We start from the raw sequence: 18079 nt of genomic DNA, 5'->3' as shown, positions 1-18079 counted from the left end.
TCGGACGGCTCAGCGGTCGGTTTCGACACCCTCGTCCTCGTCGTAGACGCCCTGTTCCGCCCGCTCCGCGACTCGCTCGAACGCCGCGAGGATGACGCGTTTCGCGGCGCTTCCCCGCGTCGTCCAGTGGTTGGCGTAGTCGAGCATGTCATCGTAGATGTCGGGTTTACACCCCGCCGCCTTCGGGTGGCCGCCGCCGTTGACCTGTCCTGCGACTTCGTGGCACAGCTCGAAGTTCTCCGTGCCGCGGATGCTGGCGCTTCCGGCGGGTTTGACGACGACGGCGGCGTCCGCGCCCTCCTCTCGAAGCGCCTCGGCCACCTCGTTCTGCGAACACCGGCCGTAGGTGACGCCGACGGTCCACGGGCCGACGGACTTCAGTTCCGCGCGCGAGACGGCGCGTTCGACGAGTTGCTCCTTCTCGACGCGCCGGAGTTCGACGAACTCGGCGGCCACGTCCGGCAGGTCCGCGCCGTGCGCGCCGACGACGGTGACGTACTCCTCGGCGTCCGCCCAGTAGGCGTAGTCGGCCAAGTCGTCGCTCCGGGGGTCCTCGCGTATCCACAGGTCGTGGTCGCGCGTGACCTCGGCGAGTTCGGCGAACCGGTCGTCGAACTCGTAGTCGAGGGAGCGAAGCGTCACGTCGGTGCTGCACTCCTCGTCGGACTCGCCGACGACGAGTTCGACGCCCGCGTCGCGGACGGCGTCAGCCACGTCGTCCTTCCACTGGTGGTGGTCGAACCAGCGAACCTCCGAGGCCGCCTCGACGAGTCGGTCGAGTTCCTCCTCGACGTACTCGTACTTGTCGGGACAGAGGTCGCAGACGAACACGTCGACGCCCTCCGGGGCGTACTCGGCGACGTTGTCGAACTCGTCCTCGAGCGAGTAGGGGCCGGACCCGACGAGGGCGACGGCCGACCCCGGGGCGACCTCCTCTTCCTCCGGCACCTCGACCTCCGCCTCCTCGTCTTCGTCCTCGGGGTCGGCCGTCCCCTCCAACCGTTCGATTCGCTCCGCGATCTCCTCCTCGAACGGTTCGGGGTCGAGTGCCGCGCCGTACGCCTCCCGAAGCAGGGCGACGCAGCCGAGTCCGTCGGCGTCCGTGTCGGCGACGACGACGACTTCGGCGCCCTCGACGGCCTCCTTCACCAACTCCTCGGAGCGGTCCTCGTCGAGCGAGTCGGGGTAGAAGAACCCCGCGCCCGGAAGTTGGGACTTCCGCGAGAGCGAGAGCCGAGAACTGTCGATGAGTTCGTCTTCCATACGCGAGGCGACGGGGCCGGGAGTGAAAACGGCGGTGGTCCCGTTCGACCCTCCCCCGTCCGCGCCCCGTCGGCGGTGACGTCAGCGTCGGCGACGACCGGCGTTCAGGCCGTCTCGGGCGTCCCGGCCGGTCCGTCTGCGGACTCGTCTTCGGCCAGTTGGCGGACGGTCAACACCGGGACGGGACAGGTCCGGACGACGCGTTCGGCGACGGAGCCGATGAGAAAGCGGTTCTCGCCGTGGCGGCCGCGGGTGCCCATCGCCACCATGTCGGCGTCGCTCTCGCGGGCGTAGTCGCCAATGACGCCGGCGGGGCGGCCCTCCACGACGGCGGTGGTGACCTCGCGGTCCGTCTCCTCTTGCACCTCCGCGAGGGCCTGTTCGCCGCGGTCCGCGAGGGCGTCGCGCATCTCGTCGCGGAGTCGTTCCGGCGAGGAATCCACCTCGCTCTCGTCGACGACGTAGAGGACGTGGACGGCCGCGTCGAACCGGTCCGCGAGGTCCAACGCGACGTCGATAGCCCGGCGGACGCTCTCGGACCCGTCCGTCGCGATGACGATGGTGTCGAACATGGGCGAGATTTCATCCGGGGGCGGTATAAATCCAAGCCGTGGTTATCGCTACTGGGACGCGGAGGTGAGGCTTTTTCCCGTCGGCCGTCGCATGGGCGGATATGACCGACCGCCGTCCGCTGGACGTGGACCTCGTCCTCGTCCCCGTCGACCGCAGCGACGAATCCGCCGCCGCCGTCGAATGCGCCTGCGCCATCGCCGCCGAGTACGGCGCCGGCGTTCACGCCGTTCACGTCCTCGGCGGGGACGTCGTCCGCGCGATAGAGACGGGCGCCGTGGACGACGAGGAGGTGGCGGCCGACGGCGAGGCCATCACGCAGACGACGAAAGACATCGCCGCGGAGTACGAGGTGGACCTCGCTACCTCCGTCGCCTACGGTTTCTCGACGAAGATGAAGATCCGACACCCGGGGAGCGTCGTCCTCGACACCGCCGAGGAGCTCGACGCGGACTTCGTCGTCGTCCCGCGGGAACCCATCTCGGGCGACCCCGGCGAGGTGTTGGCGAAGGCCGCGGAGTACGTCCTGCTGTACGCGACGCAGCCCGTGCTGTCGGTGTGAGGCGCGCCGCCGGGCCGGGAACGCCGCCGTTCGGCCCTACGACTCGCTCTCGTTGAGTCTGAGCGCCATCTCCAGCTCGAAGCTCTCCGAGTCGGTCGTCTCGAAGCCTATCTTCTTGTACAGACTCACCGCCGCGCGGTTCCACCGTTCGACGGTGAGCCACACCTTCTCGACGCCGGACTCGTATCCGTGACCGAGGAGGACGCGCATCAGCTTCGTCCCGATGCCGGCCTCCTGGTAGCCCTGGAGCACGAAGATGGCGAGTTCGTACGCGTCGCCGTCGGGAACGAGCGTCGCGTGCCCGGCGGCCGTCTCGCCGTCCCACGCGACGACGTTCAGACACTCCTCGTCGAGGATGTTCTCCAACCAGTCGCGGACCCGACTCTCCTGTCCCGGCGGGATGCCCTGCGCCCGGTCCGCCGGGTCGAATTCGAGGTACATCGAGACGAGCGCCTCGAACTCCGCTTCGGACCCGTCGTACGCCCGGAGTTCGATCTCCCGGCCCTCGCGGTCCTCGAACGACCGCGGCGGAGCCTCGAACGGCCCGGCGGGTTCGCCCGGATAGCGTCGCTCCGGAGTCATCGGACTAGCGAGACGGTGACGTGGGAGTTCAACAGGACGAACTCGGCGATGCCGCCGATGTTTATCTTGCCCATCGGACTCCGCTTGCCCCCCCCGAGGACGATCTTCTCGAACCCCTCCTCCTCGGCGACGCCGATGAGGCGACTCCCCGGGTCGCCTTCGAGTCGCCGAATCTCCGCGTCGATCCCCTCCTCTTCGAGGAGTCGGCGGGCCGTCTCCTCCAGTTCGTCCTTCGATCTGTCCGAGGCCGGGTTGTCCACGATCGCGATGGTCAGGTCGTCGTCCGCGACCGCGGTGCGAGACACCGTCTCCTCTAACGCCCGAACCGAGTCGTCGCTTCCCCCGATTCCCAAGAGAACCTTCATGGCAGGCTATGTCGTGGGGCCGGTAGAAAACAGTTGCCCGTAAGCCCCCCGCGGGCCGCGGACCCCGCCGACGGAACCCTTTTCCGGGACGCCGGGGAACCCCGCGTATGAGCGACGAGAACCCGACACCCGCCGACGAGACGCCGGCGAACGAGGGCGACGAGCGGAGTTCCTCACCCCCCGGGACGGCGGGCGACGAGGAGGCGGAACCGACGCCCGAACGGGGCCGAGACGACGCCAGAACGGAAGCGAACGACGGTCGAATCGGGGCGGACGAACGGTCCGCCGAACGCGACGCGGCGGACGCCGTGGAGACCGTCGACGAGGCGAACGCGAAGGCCGACGACGCCGCCGCGGACGATACGGACGCGAGAGACGCCGAGACCGGCACCGACGACGGGAGCGACGCCGACGCCGCCGACGCTGCGGACGCTACGGACGACGCCACCGCGGGCGGCGCCGCCGACACCCCGCCCAGCGACGTGCAGAAGTACGCGCGGTTCAAGAAGATGGACGGCGCGGAGTACGACCGCGTCAACGAGTTCCTGCGCGACCGGACGTACGTCACCGCCCGCGAGTGGGCCATCGCGCGCCTCTGCGCCGACTTCCGCACCGAGACGGGCGTCGAGATGACGAAGATAGGGAACAACCTCCCGGAACTCGTCCCGTTCATGACGGACACGTACACGCCGCAGGCGGTCAACCAAGCCCGCTCCTCGTTCGAGGACAAGGTCCGAAAGTCCGGCGCGACGTTCCTCTACGGCGCGATGTCGGGCTTCTTCACGGCCGAGGAACTCGACGAACTGATGTACGAGGTCTCCGAGATCGCGAAGTTCCTCCTCGAAGTCGAGGGCGTCGACCTCTCCGTCGAGGACGAACTGGAGGCCGAGGAACGCATCTCCAGCGTCATGCGCGAAGTCAGGCAGGCCAGCGCGGAACTCCGCGAGGAGGAACTGGCGGGCGACGACGCGAGCGACGACTGAGCGAGGGTCAGGGACGCCCTACGCGCCCTCTTCGGGGAACAACGAATCTGGATCGCGCTGTTCGAAGACGACGCGCTTGTCGTTCGAGAGGGGCCGGACGATGACCCGCATCTCGCCGGCGTCGGCCGCCCGTTCGAGCATCGGCGCGGCCTCCTTCGTCCGGTAGTACATCGGGATAGTGACCGCTCGGCCCGACTCCTCCGCGAGCATCGCGACGACGAGGAAGACCGTTCCGCCGCGTTCGGCGCGGTACGCGTCGTAGGAGTCGAACTCGGCCGTCCCGACGATATCCTCGACGGTGTCGAACTCGTCTCCCGGAACGAGCACGTTCAACCCGTACTCCGCCGACGGTTCGGCGTCGAGCATCGCGGGCACGGGCGTCACGTCGCCCGGGTGGAGTTCGACCACGTCCCACCCCGCCTCGCGGTACTCCTCGGCCGTCGCCTCGGCGTCCCCGACGACGTCGTCCCAGAACTGCATCACGCCGGAGAGCGGATGCGCCGCCTCCTCCTCCGGATTCGGGTCGTCCATGCCTCCAGTTGGTCCGTCGCGGCGGAAAAGTGTTCCACTCCCGACTTCCACAATTGCAAAGGTATTTGCGAATCAGGCAGAGATTGTGTGCCAATGCCTCTCCTCTCCATCTCGGACCTCCGGACGCAGTTCGCGACCGAACGAGGTCGCGTGAAGGCGGTAGACGGCGTCGATCTCGAAATCGACGAAGGCGAGACGGTCGGCCTCGTCGGCGAATCCGGCTCCGGAAAGAGCGTGACGGCGCTTTCCGCGATGGGCCTCGTGGACGACCCCGGCGAAGTCGTCGGCGGCGAGGTGACGCTCACGTCGCCCTCCCTCGCGGAGGAACTCCGCGAGACGTACCGCGACCCGCAGTTCGTCGACGGCGACGAGATAGACATCACCGCCGCGCCGGAATCGGCCCTCCGGTCGATTCGGGGCGGCGAGATGAGCATGATATTCCAAGACCCCATGACCTCGCTCAACCCCGCGCTCACCGTGGGCGAGCAAGTGGCCGAGAGCCTCCGACTCCACCAGTACGGCGGGCGGAAGAAGGACTCGTGGCTGAACGCGGTCCGGGAGATTCTGCCGAAGGTCGGCGGCGGCGAACTCGACGAGGCGGTCGTCGAACGAACCGTGGAGGTCCTCTCGGAGGTCGGCATCCCCGAACCCACCGCGCGCGTCGACGAGTACCCGCACGAGTTCTCGGGCGGAATGCGACAGCGAGTGCTCATCGCGATCGCACTCGCGTGTCGCCCGAAACTGCTCGTCGCCGACGAACCGACGACGGCGCTCGACGTGACCATCCAGGCGCAGATTCTCGACCTCATCAACGACCTGCAGGACGACCTCGGGATGTCCATGCTGATGATAACGCACGACCTCGGCGTCGTCGCCGAGACGTGCGACCGCGTCGCGGTGATGTACGCGGGCGAAATCGTCGAGGAGGGGCCGGTCGAGGAGATATTCCGGAACCCCTCGCACCCGTACACCTACGCGCTGTTGGAGTCCATCCCGACCGAGGAGAAAGACAGGCTCACGCCCATCGAGGGGAACGTCCCGGACCTCATCGACATGCCCGACGGATGCCACTTCGCTCCCCGGTGTCCGTGGGCCACGGCGGAGTGTACCAGCGGAGAGATACCGTACCTCCAGCACGGGTCCGACGGCGTGGACCACCGCGCGAAGTGCATCTTCGAGGACTTCGACGAGAGCGAGTACGGCGACGGCGACGCGTTATCCGACACCGAGAGCGATATCGGCGAGGAACTCCTCCGCGCGGAGGGGTTGAAGAAGCACTTCTCGCGCGCCGACGGCCTCCTCGACGAGTGGCTCGGGTTCGACGGCGGGAGCGTGAAGGCGGTGGACGGCGTCGACCTCTCCATCTACGAGGGCGAGACGCTGGGCCTCGTCGGCGAATCCGGCTGCGGTAAATCGACGACGGGCCGGACCATCCTCCGACTACTGGACGCCACCGAGGGCCGCGTCGTCTTCGCGGGCGAGGACCTCACCGACCTGGAAGGGTCGGAACTCCGAGAACGCCGCCGGGACCTCCAGATGATCTTCCAGGACCCGATGTCCAGTCTGGACCCCCGCATGACCGTCGGCCAGATAATCGCCGAACCGCTGAAGATACACGACCTCCCGGAGGAGTCGCCTCGGGACGGCGAGAACCGACGCGACCAGCGTCGCCGCCGCGTGAACGAACTTCTCGAAGCCGTCGGGCTCGACCCGAGTCAGCGGACTCGGTACCCGCACGAGATGTCCGGCGGACAGCGTCAGCGAGTCGGCATCGCCCGCGCACTCGCCGTCGACCCCGACTTCATCGTCTGCGACGAACCCGTCTCCGCGCTCGACGTGAGCGTCCAAGCGCAGATTCTCAACCTGCTGGAAGACCTGCAGGAGGAGTTCGGGCTGACGTACCTGTTCATCGCGCACGACCTCTCGGTCGTCCGCCACATCTGCGATCGGATCGCCGTGATGTACCTCGGCGAAGTCGTGGAGACGGCACCGACGAGCGACCTCTTCGAGGACCCGCGGCACCCGTACACGCAGGCGCTCCTGTCGGCCATCCCCGTCCCCGACCCGACGGCGGACACCGACCGCGTCATCCTCGAAGGCGACGTGCCGTCGCCCATCAACCCGCCCTCGGGGTGTCACTTCCGGACGCGGTGTCCGGCGGTCATCCCGCCCGCGGAAATCGACATCGAACAGGCGGCCTACCGCGAGGTGATGGACCTCCGCCAACGCGTCGAAGACCGGAAGATAGACCTCGAAGCGGCCCGCGAGGCGGCCGCCGAAGGGGCGGGCGGGGAACCGCCCGAGCAGACGCCCGCCGCCACCGCCGCGGACGGCGGCGTCCCCGCGGGCTCCGTCGCCGACCACCTCTACGACCGGTTCTTCACCGAACCGCTCGCGGGCGAGAACCGCGCCGTCGTGGAGTCCGCGCTTGACGCCGTCGCCGCCGGCGAGTGGGAGACCGCGGCCGACCGACTCCGCGACCGGTTCGAGAGCGTCTGCGAACGGTCGGAGCCGCACCTCTCGGAGGACGAGCATCCGGCGGCGTGCCACCTCGACGACCGATAACGGACCTGCCCCGCGGGCGTATTGTACACGTCGGCTCACTCTTCCCCTTTTCTGGTCATATAATACATCGATACATTTAGGTAACGACTACGTATGTCTGGTAATATGCCCCGTGACATAGGTAGACGTACGTTTCTGAAGGCGACTGGAAGCGCCGCGGCGGCCGCGACGCTCGCGGGTTGTGCCGCGGATCCCGACCAGGCGGGAACCGGCTCCCCCGAAGGAACGGAAGGCGGCACCGGAACCGGCGAGGACGGCGACACGACGACGCTGACGTTCGCCCGCGGGAACGACTCCGGTTCGCTCGACCCCCAGAACACGACGAGCGGCGAGGACACGAAGGTCATGAACCAGATGTACGACCAGCTCATCATGTTCGCACCCGGGAAGAGCGAACTCCGGGCCGGGCTGGCGACCGACTGGAACCTCGAAGGGACGACGGCGACGCTCACGCTCCGCGAGGGCGTCACGTTCCACAACGGCGAGGAGTTCACCGCCGAGGACTTCGTCGCGACGTTCAACCGCTTCACCAACCCGGACTACGAGCACTACCCCGGCGGCACCTACACCTCGGCGTACGGTCCGTTCACGCTCGGCGACTGGGTGAACAAGGTGACGGCCGACGGCGACTACAAACTCACGATGGAGCTGTCCCAGAAGTACGCTCCGTTCCTCCGCAACCTCGCGATGTTCGCCTCCTCGGTGCTCTCGAAGAAGGCCATCGAGGAGCACGGAACCGACCTGAAGAGCAACCCCGTCGGCACCGGTCCCTTCGTCTTCGAAGAGTGGGACACGTCCGACCAGCAGATCCGACTCTCCGCGAACGGGGACTACTGGGGAGAGGCGCCGAAGGTGGACGAAGTCGTGTTCACCACCGTCGAGAGCAACACGACGCGCGCGCAGACGCTTGACAGCGGCGGCGCGGACATCATCGACGGCATCGGCTCGCAGGCGTCGAAGGTCGTCGAGGACTCCTCGAACGCCAAACTCGTCGAGAAAGAGGGTATCAACACGGGTTACATGGCGTTCAACATGGAGAAAGTCGAGGCCTTCCGCGACAAGAAGGTCCGACAGGCCATCAGCTACGCCATCGACACGAAGTCGCTCGTCAACAACATCTTCCAAGGCATCGCCAAGGAGGCGAGCCAGCCCATCCCGAGCAACGTCCTCGGCTACAACGAGGAGATAGACCCGTACCCGAAGGACCTCGAAAAGGCGCAGTCGCTCCTCGACGAGGCGGGGTACGGCGACGGCTTCAGCTTCGAGCTCGCGACGTTCAAGAACCCCCGCGGCTACAACCCTTCGCCGCTTCAGGCGGCGCAGTTGGTCAAGTCGAACCTCGGGGAGATCGGCCTCGAAGTCAACATCAACCAGCAGTCGTTCAACCCGTTCCTCGACTACACCAGCTCCGGGAAGCACGATGCGTGTTTCCTCGGATGGTACACCGACAACGCCGACCCTGACAACTTCTTCTACGCGTTGCTGCACCCGCAGGTGTCCGAAGACGCACTCACCGAGGGGCAGGACTGGGTCAGCTTCGACGCGGAAGGGTTCAACACGATGAACGTCGCCGCGTGGGCCAACCGCGAGTACATGTCGCTCGTCGAAGAGGCGCAGGCGACGTACGACAAGAAGGCGCGCGAGGAGAAGTACAAGCAGGCGGCTCAGATAGCCCACGACGAAGCGCCGTGGGTGTTCCTGAACCACGCGAAGGAACTGCGCGGCGTCTCTAACTCGGTCGAGGGGTTCGTGCTCGCTCCCATCAGCGGTCCGTTCCTCAACCTCGTTAGCCTCAAGTAATGTCGCGATAGCCACTTTTTCATATGGTCTCCAAGCGCTTTCTCATAAAGCGGATTCTGCTCTTGGTGCCGGTGCTGTTCGGCGTGGCGACGTTGGTGTTCGCCATCCTGCACCTGAGTCCGGGCGACCCCGCGCGGGTCATCGCCGGGCAGCGAGCGACGGCGGAACAGGTCGCACAGGTCAGGTCGGACCTCGGGCTGAACGCCCCGCTGTGGGTCCAGTACGGCGAGTTCCTCCTGAACGTCGTGACGCTGGATTTCGGTAACTCCTACATCATCCAGCGAGGCACGCCCGTCCTGACGATTCTGCGCGCCCGCCTGCCGGTCACGCTCGAACTGGCGATTTACGGGCAACTCATCGGCGTGTTGCTCGGCATCCCGACCGGCGTGATAAGCGCCGTCAAGCAGGACACCGCGACGGACCACGTCACCCGTATCGGCGCGCTCACCGGAATCAGCGTCCCGATATACTGGAGCGGACCGCTCGTCATCCTGCTCTTCGCGCAGTTCCTGAACGTGCTTCCGGCGTCGAACCGCATCGCCTCGCAGTTCGACCCGCCGGTGTACACTGGTCTCATCACCGTCGATTCGCTGGTTTTCGGCCTGCAGACGGGGAACTTCGCGGCGTTCTTCTCGGCGGCGTCGCACATGTTCCTCCCCGCGGCGGTCATCGGCATCTACGGGATGGCCCTCATCTCGCGGATGATGCGGTCGTCGATGCTCGAAGTCATCCGCCAAGACTACATGCGGACCGCCCGCGCGAAGGGGCAGGGCGCGAAGATAACCATCATGAAGCACGGCTTCCAGAACGCTCTCATCCCGGTCATCACCGTCATCGGCATCCAGTTCGGGACGCTCCTCGGCGGGGCCGTCCTGACCGAGACGGTGTTCGGCATCGGCGGCATCGGAACGATGCTCGTCAAGGCCATCGAGGTGGGCGACTACCCGGTCGTGCAGGGCACGGTTCTGGTGTTCGCCTTCCTCTTTACGCTCGTCAATCTGGGCGTCGACGTGACGTACTCGTATCTCGACCCACGAATCGAACAATGAGCACACAGACACACGGAGAGAACGCCGAACCGACGCACCGCGGCCTCGTGAGCCGTCTGCGCGCGTCGCCGTTCCTCTCGGACCTCCTGTCGAATCGCCTCGCTCTCGCGGGAATCGTCCTCATCCTCGCGATGGTCGCAGTCGCACTGTACGCCCGCCTCGGCGCGATATTCGGCTTCGGGCCCAGTCTCGCGGAACTGCAGCAGTCGCAGTTCGGGACGAACCCGAGTCTCGGACCGCCGACCGCTCAGAACCCGTTCGGCACCGACATCCAAGCGCGCGACCTGTTCGGCCGCGTCCTCTACGGGTCGTGGCTGGCGCTGAAGTTCGGGACGGTCACGGTCGGTATCTCGACCACCGCGGGCGTCGCTCTCGGCGTCATCGCCGCGTACTACGGCGATATCACGGACAACGTCATCATGCGTTCGATGGACGTGTTCCTGGCGTTCCCGTCGCTGTTGCTCGCGTTGGCGCTCGTGGCGATATTCCCGGACAGCCTCGGTCTGTGGCGCGCCGTGACCGCACTCACGCTCGTCTACACGCCGCGGTTCGCCCGCGTCGTTCGCGGTGCCGCCCTGAAAGTGCTCGAAGACGAGTACGTGGACGCCACCGTCGCCCTCGGCGCGAAGGACGCCCGCGTTCTCGTCCGGCACGTGATGCCCAACTGCCTCGCGCCGATTACGGTGCAGAGCACGCTCAACTTCGGCCTCGCTATCATCGACCTCGCGGCCCTGTCGTTCCTCGGCTTCGGTGCCGAGGCCGGGTCGCCGTCGTGGGGGCTGATGTTGGCGAACGGCGTGAACGAGGGACTCCTCACCGGCGAGTGGTGGTGGTCGTTCTTCCCCGGCCTGTTCCTCGCCGTGACGGTGCTCGGGTTCAACCTCCTCGGCGACGGGATGCGCGACGCACTCGACCCGCGGATGCGCGAAGCGATCGACTGACGCTTCGACCACCCCGCCATGTCCCGTACGTACCCTCTCTTCTCTCGATTTCCGACCTCGCTCCGCCGCCGCGCCCGCATCGTCGGCGGCGCGTTCGTCGTCGGCCTCGCCGTCGGCGCGTTCGGAACGCTCGCCGGCGGCGTCGCCCGGAGTATCGCGTGGGCCGCGAACTCGGCGTTTCTCCTCGGCGCCCTCGTCTTCGGATTCGGCCTTCTCGGCTGGTCGGGGTCGATGCTCGCCGGTCGCGCGTTCGAGGAGATGACGCGACGACTCGACTCCGGTTCGGACTGGACCGAACGCGACTCGCGCCGCGCGATGGCGCGAATCGGCGGCTTCGGTGCCGGCGCGATGCTCGCGGCGGCGACGCTCGGCACGCTCTTGACCTGACGTTCAAATACGAGTACCGGACCACCCCCGCCGTGACCTGAGCGTCGCCCCGGGTCGGTTCGCGGTAGTCCGGCACCCGACTCGGGACGCGCCCGCCGGTAGTTCGCCCTCTCGGCCTACTCGCGGACGTTCCGTCCGACCGCCTCGCCGAACGTCCCGTCGTCGTAGACGACGTTCCCGCGGACCATCGTCAGGTCGGGGAAGACGCCCGTCCGCCCCTCGAACGGCGTCCACTCGCACTTCGAGTGGAGGTCCTCGCCGCGAATCTCCCGCGTCTCCTCGGGGTCGAAGAGGACCAAGTCGGCGTCGCGCCCGACTTCGACGCGCCCCTTCCGCGGCAGGTCGAATATCTCCGCGACGTTCGCGGCGGTCACGTCCCGGACGCGTTCGTAGGTGACGTTCCCCGCCCGCGCCTCCGCCAACAGGAGGGGAAGCATCGTCTCGACGCCCGGAACGCCGCTCGGCGCGTCCCACAGATTCGTCTCCTTCTCCTCGACGGTGTGCGGCGCGTGGTCGGTGGCGACGACGTCAACGTCGCCTTCGACCAGTCGCTCCCACATCCCCGCGCGACGCTCCTCGCTCCGGAGGGGCGGGTTCATCCGCCCGAACGTGCCGAGTTCCGTCGCGTCCTCGCGGGACAGAAAGAGGTGGTGCGGCGTCACCTCGCACGTCGCGCCGCCCGCCGTCGCGGCGTCGACGCCCTCGGGCGTACTCGTGTGCGCGATGTGTACGTCCGCCTCCGAGTCCGAACCCACCTCCACCGCGCGTTCGACGGCGGCGGCCTCCGCTTCCGCGGCGCGGTACTGGCTCCACGGATCGGCGTCCGCGTCGCGCCCCGTCCCGCCCGCGTCGCGTTCCCGCGCCGCCTCGTCGAACAGGTCGGCGTCCTCGGCGTGGACGGTGACCGCCACGCCCTCATCGGCGGCGCGAGCGACGGCGTCGGCGAACAGGTCCGCCTCGATGCCCATGTCGCCCGTCGAGTCGGCGAGGAACACCTCGCCGAGTGCGAACAGCGGTCGGTCGAACAGCGAGTCGGGGTCCCACTCGGCCGTCACGCCGCCGTTGATGCCGTAGTCCACGAGCGACTTCTCGGCGAGTTCGGCCTTCTCGTCGAACGCCGCGCCCGTCGTCGTCGGCGGCGTCGTGTTCGGTTGGTCCACGACGGTCGTCACGCCGCCCGCGGCGGCGCTCCGCGAACCGGTCTCCCACGTCTCCTTGTGGGCGTACCCCGGTTCGCGGAAGTGGACGTGGGCGTCTATCGCGCCCGGGAACAGTCGCCGTCCGCCGGCCTCGATCATCCGTTCGTCCGACTTCGGGTCGAGCGACGGTTCGACCGCCGCTATCTCCTCGCCTTCGACTCGAACGTCGCGGACGCGCCCGTCTGCGAGCGTCGCGTCGAGAATGAGCGTAGACATACCCGTGGTGTCCGAGGGCGGCGACCTAAGCACCGCGGTTCGCTACTCGTCGGGGGCCAACGCCGCGGCGTCCGTCACGTCCCGCGTCGCGTCGCCGACGAACGAGGCTTCCAGCGCTCGAAGCGTCTCCTCGGGGTCGGACGGCCCGCCGCTCTCGGCGACGCTCCCGACCGTCTCGGGGTCGAACGGCACGTCCAGCGCCGCGTACACCGGCTCCAGGACCGCCGCTAACTCCTCACGTTCGTCCGCGACGACGACGCCGGAGACGAGTGCGGCGTCGCTCCGAACGCGTTGGGCGATGCCGCAGAGTTTCCCGTCGGCCTGCACCGAGTGCGCGCCGGGGCAGAACGAGTTCGGCGGTTCGCCCGGCGTCGCCGCGACGCCGACGGACTGCAGTGCGGCGACCACCGATTCGGTCGCCGCGTCGTACCGGGCGTCGAGTCCGGTGCGGATGTCCTCCGTCGGCACGACGTGGGCGAACGCCAGCGTCGTCGTCCCGGTGTAGGCGACGGCCCGTCCGCCGACGCTCCGTTCGACCGGCGGGAAGCCCCGTTCCTCGGCCGCGCGCCGGGCCTCCCCGTATCCGTCGGCGTGACTGTCCCGGCGGCCGAACGCGACCTGTCTGTGCGGCGTCCACGCGCGGAAGGCGGGCACGCCGTCGCGACCCGTCTCCTCCAGCATCGCCGCCGTCACCGCTCGGTCCGCCTCCCTCGTCTTCGCGCGCCCGCGAACGACTCGAACTCGGTCGCCCGTCTCGGCGTCCATGGGGGGAGGAGGTGCCGACGCGTCTAAGCCCTCCCGGTCCCCCCGTTTCCGCATGGACGGCGACGCCGAGTCCGGACGCGGCCGCGCGGAGCGCAAATCGGGGCGAGACGGGCGACCCCGCCCGCCCGCCCGCCCGGCCGACGCGGAGTCCGTGACGGTGCCCGCGGACGTTCTCGACCTGTACCGTCGCTTCTCGCTGTACAACTCGCCGTACCCGGCGCACGACGACGCCTGCGCCATCGACCTCTACCCGGAATCGAACGACGGCCTCTCGCCCGTCTCGGGTGAGGTTCTGGAGACGCGAACCGTCCGCGCGCCGCCGAAACCGTATGCCCACGAGGAGGAGTACCTCATCCTCGTCGACGCGGGCGAGTACGTCGCGCGAATCCTCCACGTCGAACCCGAAGTCGAGGCGGGCGACTCGGTGGCCGTCGGCGACCGACTCGGGCCGATGATTCGCTCGGGCTTCTTCGCGCCGTGGGTCGGCAACCACGTCCATCTCGGCTTCCGCCGCCGCGACCAGAACCCCCACCGCGCCACGGGGTCGCTTCCGGTCGTCGCCGACGCGCCGGTCGAACCCGTCCGCTGGGACGGCGTCGGAACCGTCGTCGAGACGGGCGAGACGTACGCGATTCTGGACGAACCGACCCACCCCGCCCCCGGCGACCGGTGGGCCGCCGTCGCCGCAGTCGCCGAACGGAGTTCGGCGGCCCGCCGGACTCCGTCCGGCGACGACGCCGAAGCGGAGGGGAGCGCCGACCCTCTCGCGGTCGCTCTCGACGGCGGGTTGGCGCACTACGCCGCGGGCGGCGTCCTCTCGGACGGCGCGGACGGCCGCACGCTGTCGTTCCTCGGTTACCCCGTCGGGACCGCCGAGGGCCGGAACGTCGCGTGGGACGCCTTCGACGTGGTGGCGAACGGCGACAGGATCACCGGCATCTCCCTCTTCGCGGGGTCGAGTGCCGACTTCGGCGCGAAACTCGTCTGTCCGGACCGCGCGTTCGAGGTGGGCGAGCGAGTGACGGTCGAACTCCGGAGTAGCGAGGACCCGATTCGGTTGGGGTGACGGACCGCGACTCCCTCTTTCCGGCGGACGAACCGCCGATTTCATATCCGCCGCGTGCGCGGTGGCACCAATGACCGACGGCGACGAGAACCGCGACGACGACGGAAGCGACGGGCGAGGCGACGTCGGATTCCCCAGCGAAGCCGCGGCGTTCGTCCAGCAGTACATCGAACAGGAACACGGCTACCTCTCGTGGTTGAACACGCGCGTCGAGGAAATCGAACGCGGGCGCGTCGTGATGACGATACCGTACGACGAGAAACTCACCAACACGACGAACCCGCCGACGGTCCACGGCGGCATCGCGGCGACGCTCATCGACACCGCGGGCGGCATCGCCCAGCGGACGGTGTTCGACGACCCGATGACCCACGGCGTGGCGACGGTGAACCTGAACGTGAACTACCTCCGCCGGGCGTCCGGAACGCTCCGCGCGACGGCCGAAGTCGTCCGCGCGGGCGGAACCATCGGCGTCAGCACCGTCACCGTCGTCAGCCGAATCCCCGACGAGGCGGAGGACGACGTCGCCGAGGGGACCTCGGCGAGCCGTCAGACGGAGTCTGACGACGCCGCCGACCGGTGGGAGGGGACGCCCGACTCGGAGGCCGTCGCCACCGGGCAGGCCGCCTACAGGCTGTTCCGCTGAGGGCTCCTTCGACCGGGTCGAACCGCCGCACCGTACTGCTCCCCTCCGCTTCATATTTGTCAATATGACTATTATAAATGGCTACTACGGAGTCGAACTACCGTATCCGTGTCTCATGGCGGACAATACCCAAGGCGAGAATGTCACAAATCGGAGAGAGGTTCTCCGAACTGCGGGCGCGGTGGCGGCCGGCGGCGTCGCCACTGCGCTACTCGACGCGGACATCGTCCGCGGCGTCAGCGCCGAGTCGGTCGAGGAGGGTACCGTCGATTGGACGACCGACTCCGACGGCGACGCGTTTCCGCTGTCGGTGGCAAGCGGCGGACCCACCGACGCCGGCGCGATTCTGTGGACGAAACTCTCGGAGGGCGCGTACTCGGGGTCGGAACCGACGTACGTTCGAGTGGGGACCAACGAGTCGTTCTCAGAGACGGTGTACGAGGGGAAAATCGCGGCGGACTCGGTCACGCCCGACCACGACCACGTGGTGAAGGTTGACCTCGACGGCGAACTCCCGAGCGACAGCCACCTCTACTACCAGTTCCACCACGCCGGTGCGAACAGTCCGGTCGGTCGCTGCCGCACGCTTCCCGCACCCGACGCGAGCCCGGAGAGTCTCCGCCTCGCCGTCGTCTCCTGTCAGTCGTATCAGGACGGCTACTACCCGTCGTACGGCTACATCGCCGAAGAGGACGTGGACTACCTCGTCCACCTCGGCGACCAAATTTACGAGTACGCCGGTGACTCGCGGTTCGAGGGCCGTTCGGTCACGCTCCCCAGCGGAAACGCCGTCGCGTGGACGCTAGAGGACTACCGACACCTCTGGCGGACGTACCGCGGCGACGAGTTCTTCCAGCGGGCGCTGGCCCGACACACGTTCGTCCCGACGTGGGACGACCACGAGTACGTCAACAACCCGTTCTGGGACTACGAGAACGACCGCCCGTGGTCCGACGACCATCCGCGGAACGACGACGACGAGTTCATGACCCGGTTGTACCGGGATTCGATTCGGGTGTGGTGGGAGTACAACCCCGCTCGTGTCGAATACGACGCCGACGCCGACCACCTCCACGACCGGTTCCGGATGTGGCGCAGCCTGCGGTTCGGCGACTTGGTCGAACTCCTGATGACCGACGAACGCCTCTTCCGGTCGATGCCCCCGGGCGGCGACGACGCCAGGCGGCGGGAAGTCGGTGTCCCGCCGAACGCGCCCGAAGCCGACGACGGCGACCGGACGATGCTCGGCTTCGAACAGCGCGAGTGGTTCCTCGATACGGCTCTCGGGAGCGACGCGACGTGGCTGACGTGGGGGAACGAGGTGCCGTTCTCGCCCATCTGGCGGTCGAGCAACGACGACGGGCAGTTCTACCGCGACTACGACAACTGGGACGGGTACGAACACGAACGGCGCGAAATCGTCGGTCGATTGGCCCACGAGGGCGTCGAGAACTACGTCGCGCTCACCGGCGACATGCACAACTACATGGTGTCGTACGTGCTGAACGACTGGGAGTCCACCGAGAACCGGCCGCCGATTCCCTCGGCGGAGGAACGCGTCGGCGTCGAACTGATGGCCCCGGCGATATCGAGCGAGTCCGACGCCTCGAACTTCTGGGGGGCTGAGGACTCGACCGACGTCGAGTCCGAGTCGCCGGCCCTGACGGCCGACAAACACCGCGAAGTCGTCTTAGAGGAGAACCCCCATATCGAGTGGTTCGATTCGCAGTACAACGGCTACGCCGTCGCCGAGTTCACGCCCGAATTCTGTACGTGGCGGGCGTACGCCGTCGATGACACCGTCGACGAATCGGACGCGCGCCGCACGTTGCTCCGCGAATATCGCATTCCGGAGGGTCGCGTCGAACTCGAAGAACGCGCGGCGAACGACCTGGACTGGGAGGACTGACTCCGACTACTCGAACCGCACCTCCTCGCGCGTCGTCACCTCGCCGAACAGCCATCCCGCGTGCTCGACGGCGTACTCCTTGTGTTCGTCCTCTATCGCGCCAATGGCGTCCTCGACGAGGACCGGCCGGTAGTCGCGGAGGCCGGCGCTCCCGGCGGTGTGGAGGACGCAGACGTTCGCGAGCGTTCCGCAGATGACCAAGTCCTCGATGCCGTGGGCGTTCAGCCACCCCTCCAACTCGGTCCGGTGGAACGCGTCGTACGTGTGTTTCACGACGACGTGGTCCTCCTCGCGCACGTCGAGGTCCTCGACCAGTTCCGTCTCCCACGTCCCCTCGACGACGTGTTCGCCCCAGCGCTCGAACTCGTCGTAGTAGTGGGCGTCCTCGAACTGGTCCGGCGGGTGCACGTCGCGGGTGTACACCACCGCCGCGCCCGCCTCGCGCGCGTCGGCGACGAGGGCGGCCACGTCGTCTACCACCTCCTCGCTCCCCGGCGCGTACAGGCTCCCGTCCGGGTGGCAGAAGCCGTTCTGCATGTCGACGACTATCACGGCGGTTCGGTCGGCGTCGAACGCGTACTCGCTCATACCACCACGTTGTCGGCCGCTCCACAAAACTGTACGCCGGCTCTCCTCCGGGCCGTCTCCCGGTTCGGGGCCGCGTCGCGGCGACTCCGCGC

The 18079-nt window shown here is 67.9% G+C and carries 18 protein-coding genes; 10 read left to right on the top strand and 8 right to left on the bottom strand.

Translation table 11 applies throughout. The features are described 5' to 3' along the window. Window positions 1-9: 9 nt before the first annotated feature. Window positions 10-1263: a DHH family phosphoesterase gene (locus tag ACZ522_RS10425; protein ID WP_379692380.1), complete on the bottom strand. Its 1254-nt coding sequence runs from the start codon at window positions 1261-1263 to the stop codon at window positions 10-12. A gap of 104 nt (window positions 1264-1367) precedes the next feature. Beyond that, on the bottom strand, window positions 1368-1835 hold the full coding sequence (locus tag ACZ522_RS10420; RefSeq protein WP_379692382.1) for a universal stress protein: 468 nt from the start codon (window positions 1833-1835) through the stop codon (window positions 1368-1370). 101 nt (window positions 1836-1936) lie between these two features. Between ACZ522_RS10420 and ACZ522_RS10415 the strand changes: the two genes are divergently transcribed. Beyond that, window positions 1937-2395 (top strand): universal stress protein, encoded by a 459-nt coding sequence (locus ACZ522_RS10415; RefSeq protein WP_379692383.1) that lies wholly within the window; start codon window positions 1937-1939, stop codon window positions 2393-2395. A 36-nt stretch (window positions 2396-2431) separates the two neighbouring features. Here ACZ522_RS10415 and ACZ522_RS10410 read toward each other — a convergent pair whose 3' ends face one another. Together ACZ522_RS10410 and ACZ522_RS10405 are read right to left on the bottom strand one after the other, a co-directional pair. Continuing rightward, the gene (locus ACZ522_RS10410) at window positions 2432-2977 is read right to left on the bottom strand and encodes a GNAT family N-acetyltransferase (RefSeq protein ID WP_379692384.1); all 546 of its coding nucleotides are present in this window, start codon (window positions 2975-2977) and stop codon (window positions 2432-2434) included. Then, window positions 2974-3342 (bottom strand): universal stress protein, encoded by a 369-nt coding sequence (locus ACZ522_RS10405; protein ID WP_379692385.1) that lies wholly within the window; start codon window positions 3340-3342, stop codon window positions 2974-2976. Before ACZ522_RS10405 ends, ACZ522_RS10410 begins: the two co-directional genes overlap by 4 nt. 107 nt (window positions 3343-3449) lie before the next feature. On the opposite strand from ACZ522_RS10405, the gene ACZ522_RS10400 reads away from it, so the two are divergent. After that, complete coding sequence (locus ACZ522_RS10400; RefSeq protein ID WP_379692386.1) at window positions 3450-4325, top strand: DUF5806 family protein; 876 nt, start codon at window positions 3450-3452, stop codon at window positions 4323-4325. Window positions 4326-4343: 18 nt separating this feature from the next. On the opposite strand, the gene ACZ522_RS10395 is transcribed toward ACZ522_RS10400, so the two are convergent. Further along, window positions 4344-4856, bottom strand: a complete 513-nt coding sequence (locus ACZ522_RS10395) for a DUF7529 family protein (RefSeq protein WP_379692387.1) — start codon at window positions 4854-4856, stop codon at window positions 4344-4346. Between the two features lie 93 nt (window positions 4857-4949). On the opposite strand from ACZ522_RS10395, the gene ACZ522_RS10390 reads away from it, so the two are divergent. The 5 genes from ACZ522_RS10390 (at window position 4950) to ACZ522_RS10370 (ending at window position 11598) form a co-directional block, all read left to right on the top strand. Further along, window positions 4950-7421, top strand: a complete 2472-nt coding sequence (locus ACZ522_RS10390) for an ABC transporter ATP-binding protein (RefSeq protein WP_379692388.1) — start codon at window positions 4950-4952, stop codon at window positions 7419-7421. Window positions 7422-7526: 105 nt separating this feature from the next. Beyond that, complete coding sequence (locus tag ACZ522_RS10385; protein ID WP_379692389.1) at window positions 7527-9221, top strand: ABC transporter substrate-binding protein; 1695 nt, start codon at window positions 7527-7529, stop codon at window positions 9219-9221. Window positions 9222-9244: 23 nt separating this feature from the next. Further along, window positions 9245-10270 (top strand): ABC transporter permease, encoded by a 1026-nt coding sequence (locus ACZ522_RS10380; protein ID WP_379692391.1) that lies wholly within the window; start codon window positions 9245-9247, stop codon window positions 10268-10270. Further along, window positions 10267-11211: an ABC transporter permease gene (locus tag ACZ522_RS10375; RefSeq protein ID WP_379692392.1), complete on the top strand. Its 945-nt coding sequence runs from the start codon at window positions 10267-10269 to the stop codon at window positions 11209-11211. Before ACZ522_RS10380 ends, ACZ522_RS10375 begins: the two co-directional genes overlap by 4 nt. Window positions 11212-11229: 18 nt before the next feature. Beyond that, the gene (locus ACZ522_RS10370) at window positions 11230-11598 is read left to right on the top strand and encodes a DUF7268 family protein (protein ID WP_379692393.1); all 369 of its coding nucleotides are present in this window, start codon (window positions 11230-11232) and stop codon (window positions 11596-11598) included. 116 nt (window positions 11599-11714) lie between these two features. Here ACZ522_RS10370 and ACZ522_RS10365 read toward each other — a convergent pair whose 3' ends face one another. Beyond that, the gene (locus ACZ522_RS10365; RefSeq protein ID WP_379692395.1) at window positions 11715-13013 is read right to left on the bottom strand and encodes a dihydroorotase; all 1299 of its coding nucleotides are present in this window, start codon (window positions 13011-13013) and stop codon (window positions 11715-11717) included. 42 nt (window positions 13014-13055) lie between these two features. Next, window positions 13056-13778, bottom strand: coding sequence for a lipoate--protein ligase family protein (locus ACZ522_RS10360; protein WP_379692397.1), 723 nt, complete (start codon window positions 13776-13778; stop codon window positions 13056-13058). Window positions 13779-13830: 52 nt separating this feature from the next. On the opposite strand from ACZ522_RS10360, the gene ACZ522_RS10355 reads away from it, so the two are divergent. From ACZ522_RS10355 to ACZ522_RS10345, 3 genes are all read left to right on the top strand, one after another. After that, window positions 13831-14844, top strand: a complete 1014-nt coding sequence (locus ACZ522_RS10355; protein ID WP_379692398.1) for a DUF8155 domain-containing protein — start codon at window positions 13831-13833, stop codon at window positions 14842-14844. A gap of 70 nt (window positions 14845-14914) precedes the next feature. Next, a complete protein-coding gene (locus ACZ522_RS10350) occupies window positions 14915-15490 on the top strand; it encodes a PaaI family thioesterase (protein ID WP_379692399.1) in 576 nt (191 codons plus the stop codon). 115 nt (window positions 15491-15605) lie between these two features. Further along, the gene (locus ACZ522_RS10345; protein WP_379692400.1) at window positions 15606-17399 is read left to right on the top strand and encodes an alkaline phosphatase D family protein; all 1794 of its coding nucleotides are present in this window, start codon (window positions 15606-15608) and stop codon (window positions 17397-17399) included. Between the two features lie 6 nt (window positions 17400-17405). Here the strand turns inward: ACZ522_RS10345 and ACZ522_RS10340 are convergent, their stop codons facing one another. Beyond that, window positions 17406-17987 (bottom strand): cysteine hydrolase family protein, encoded by a 582-nt coding sequence (locus ACZ522_RS10340; RefSeq protein ID WP_379692401.1) that lies wholly within the window; start codon window positions 17985-17987, stop codon window positions 17406-17408. Window positions 17988-18079 lie beyond the last annotated feature (92 nt).

The organism is Halopelagius fulvigenes (assembly GCF_055398025.1).
This window is presented reverse-complemented; position numbering and strand designations above follow the sequence as displayed.

Bases quoted from the DNA above. Each gene is read 5' to 3' on its own strand.
- ACZ522_RS10425 (WP_379692380.1), bottom strand. From the start codon at position 1,263: ATGGAAGACGAACTCATCGACAGTTCTCGGCTCTCGCTCTCGCGGAAG.
- ACZ522_RS10420 (WP_379692382.1), bottom strand. From the start codon at position 1,835: ATGTTCGACACCATCGTCATCGCGACGGACGGGTCCGAGAGCGTCCGC.
- ACZ522_RS10415 (WP_379692383.1), top strand. From the start codon at position 1,937: ATGACCGACCGCCGTCCGCTGGACGTGGACCTCGTCCTCGTCCCCGTC.
- ACZ522_RS10410 (WP_379692384.1), bottom strand. From the start codon at position 2,977: ATGACTCCGGAGCGACGCTATCCGGGCGAACCCGCCGGGCCGTTCGAG.
- ACZ522_RS10405 (WP_379692385.1), bottom strand. From the start codon at position 3,342: ATGAAGGTTCTCTTGGGAATCGGGGGAAGCGACGACTCGGTTCGGGCG.
- ACZ522_RS10400 (WP_379692386.1), top strand. From the start codon at position 3,450: ATGAGCGACGAGAACCCGACACCCGCCGACGAGACGCCGGCGAACGAG.
- ACZ522_RS10395 (WP_379692387.1), bottom strand. From the start codon at position 4,856: ATGGACGACCCGAATCCGGAGGAGGAGGCGGCGCATCCGCTCTCCGGC.
- ACZ522_RS10390 (WP_379692388.1), top strand. From the start codon at position 4,950: ATGCCTCTCCTCTCCATCTCGGACCTCCGGACGCAGTTCGCGACCGAA.
- ACZ522_RS10385 (WP_379692389.1), top strand. From the start codon at position 7,527: ATGCCCCGTGACATAGGTAGACGTACGTTTCTGAAGGCGACTGGAAGC.
- ACZ522_RS10380 (WP_379692391.1), top strand. From the start codon at position 9,245: ATGGTCTCCAAGCGCTTTCTCATAAAGCGGATTCTGCTCTTGGTGCCG.
- ACZ522_RS10375 (WP_379692392.1), top strand. From the start codon at position 10,267: ATGAGCACACAGACACACGGAGAGAACGCCGAACCGACGCACCGCGGC.
- ACZ522_RS10370 (WP_379692393.1), top strand. From the start codon at position 11,230: ATGTCCCGTACGTACCCTCTCTTCTCTCGATTTCCGACCTCGCTCCGC.
- ACZ522_RS10365 (WP_379692395.1), bottom strand. From the start codon at position 13,013: ATGTCTACGCTCATTCTCGACGCGACGCTCGCAGACGGGCGCGTCCGC.
- ACZ522_RS10360 (WP_379692397.1), bottom strand. From the start codon at position 13,778: ATGGACGCCGAGACGGGCGACCGAGTTCGAGTCGTTCGCGGGCGCGCG.
- ACZ522_RS10355 (WP_379692398.1), top strand. From the start codon at position 13,831: ATGGACGGCGACGCCGAGTCCGGACGCGGCCGCGCGGAGCGCAAATCG.
- ACZ522_RS10350 (WP_379692399.1), top strand. From the start codon at position 14,915: ATGACCGACGGCGACGAGAACCGCGACGACGACGGAAGCGACGGGCGA.
- ACZ522_RS10345 (WP_379692400.1), top strand. From the start codon at position 15,606: ATGGCGGACAATACCCAAGGCGAGAATGTCACAAATCGGAGAGAGGTT.
- ACZ522_RS10340 (WP_379692401.1), bottom strand. From the start codon at position 17,987: ATGAGCGAGTACGCGTTCGACGCCGACCGAACCGCCGTGATAGTCGTC.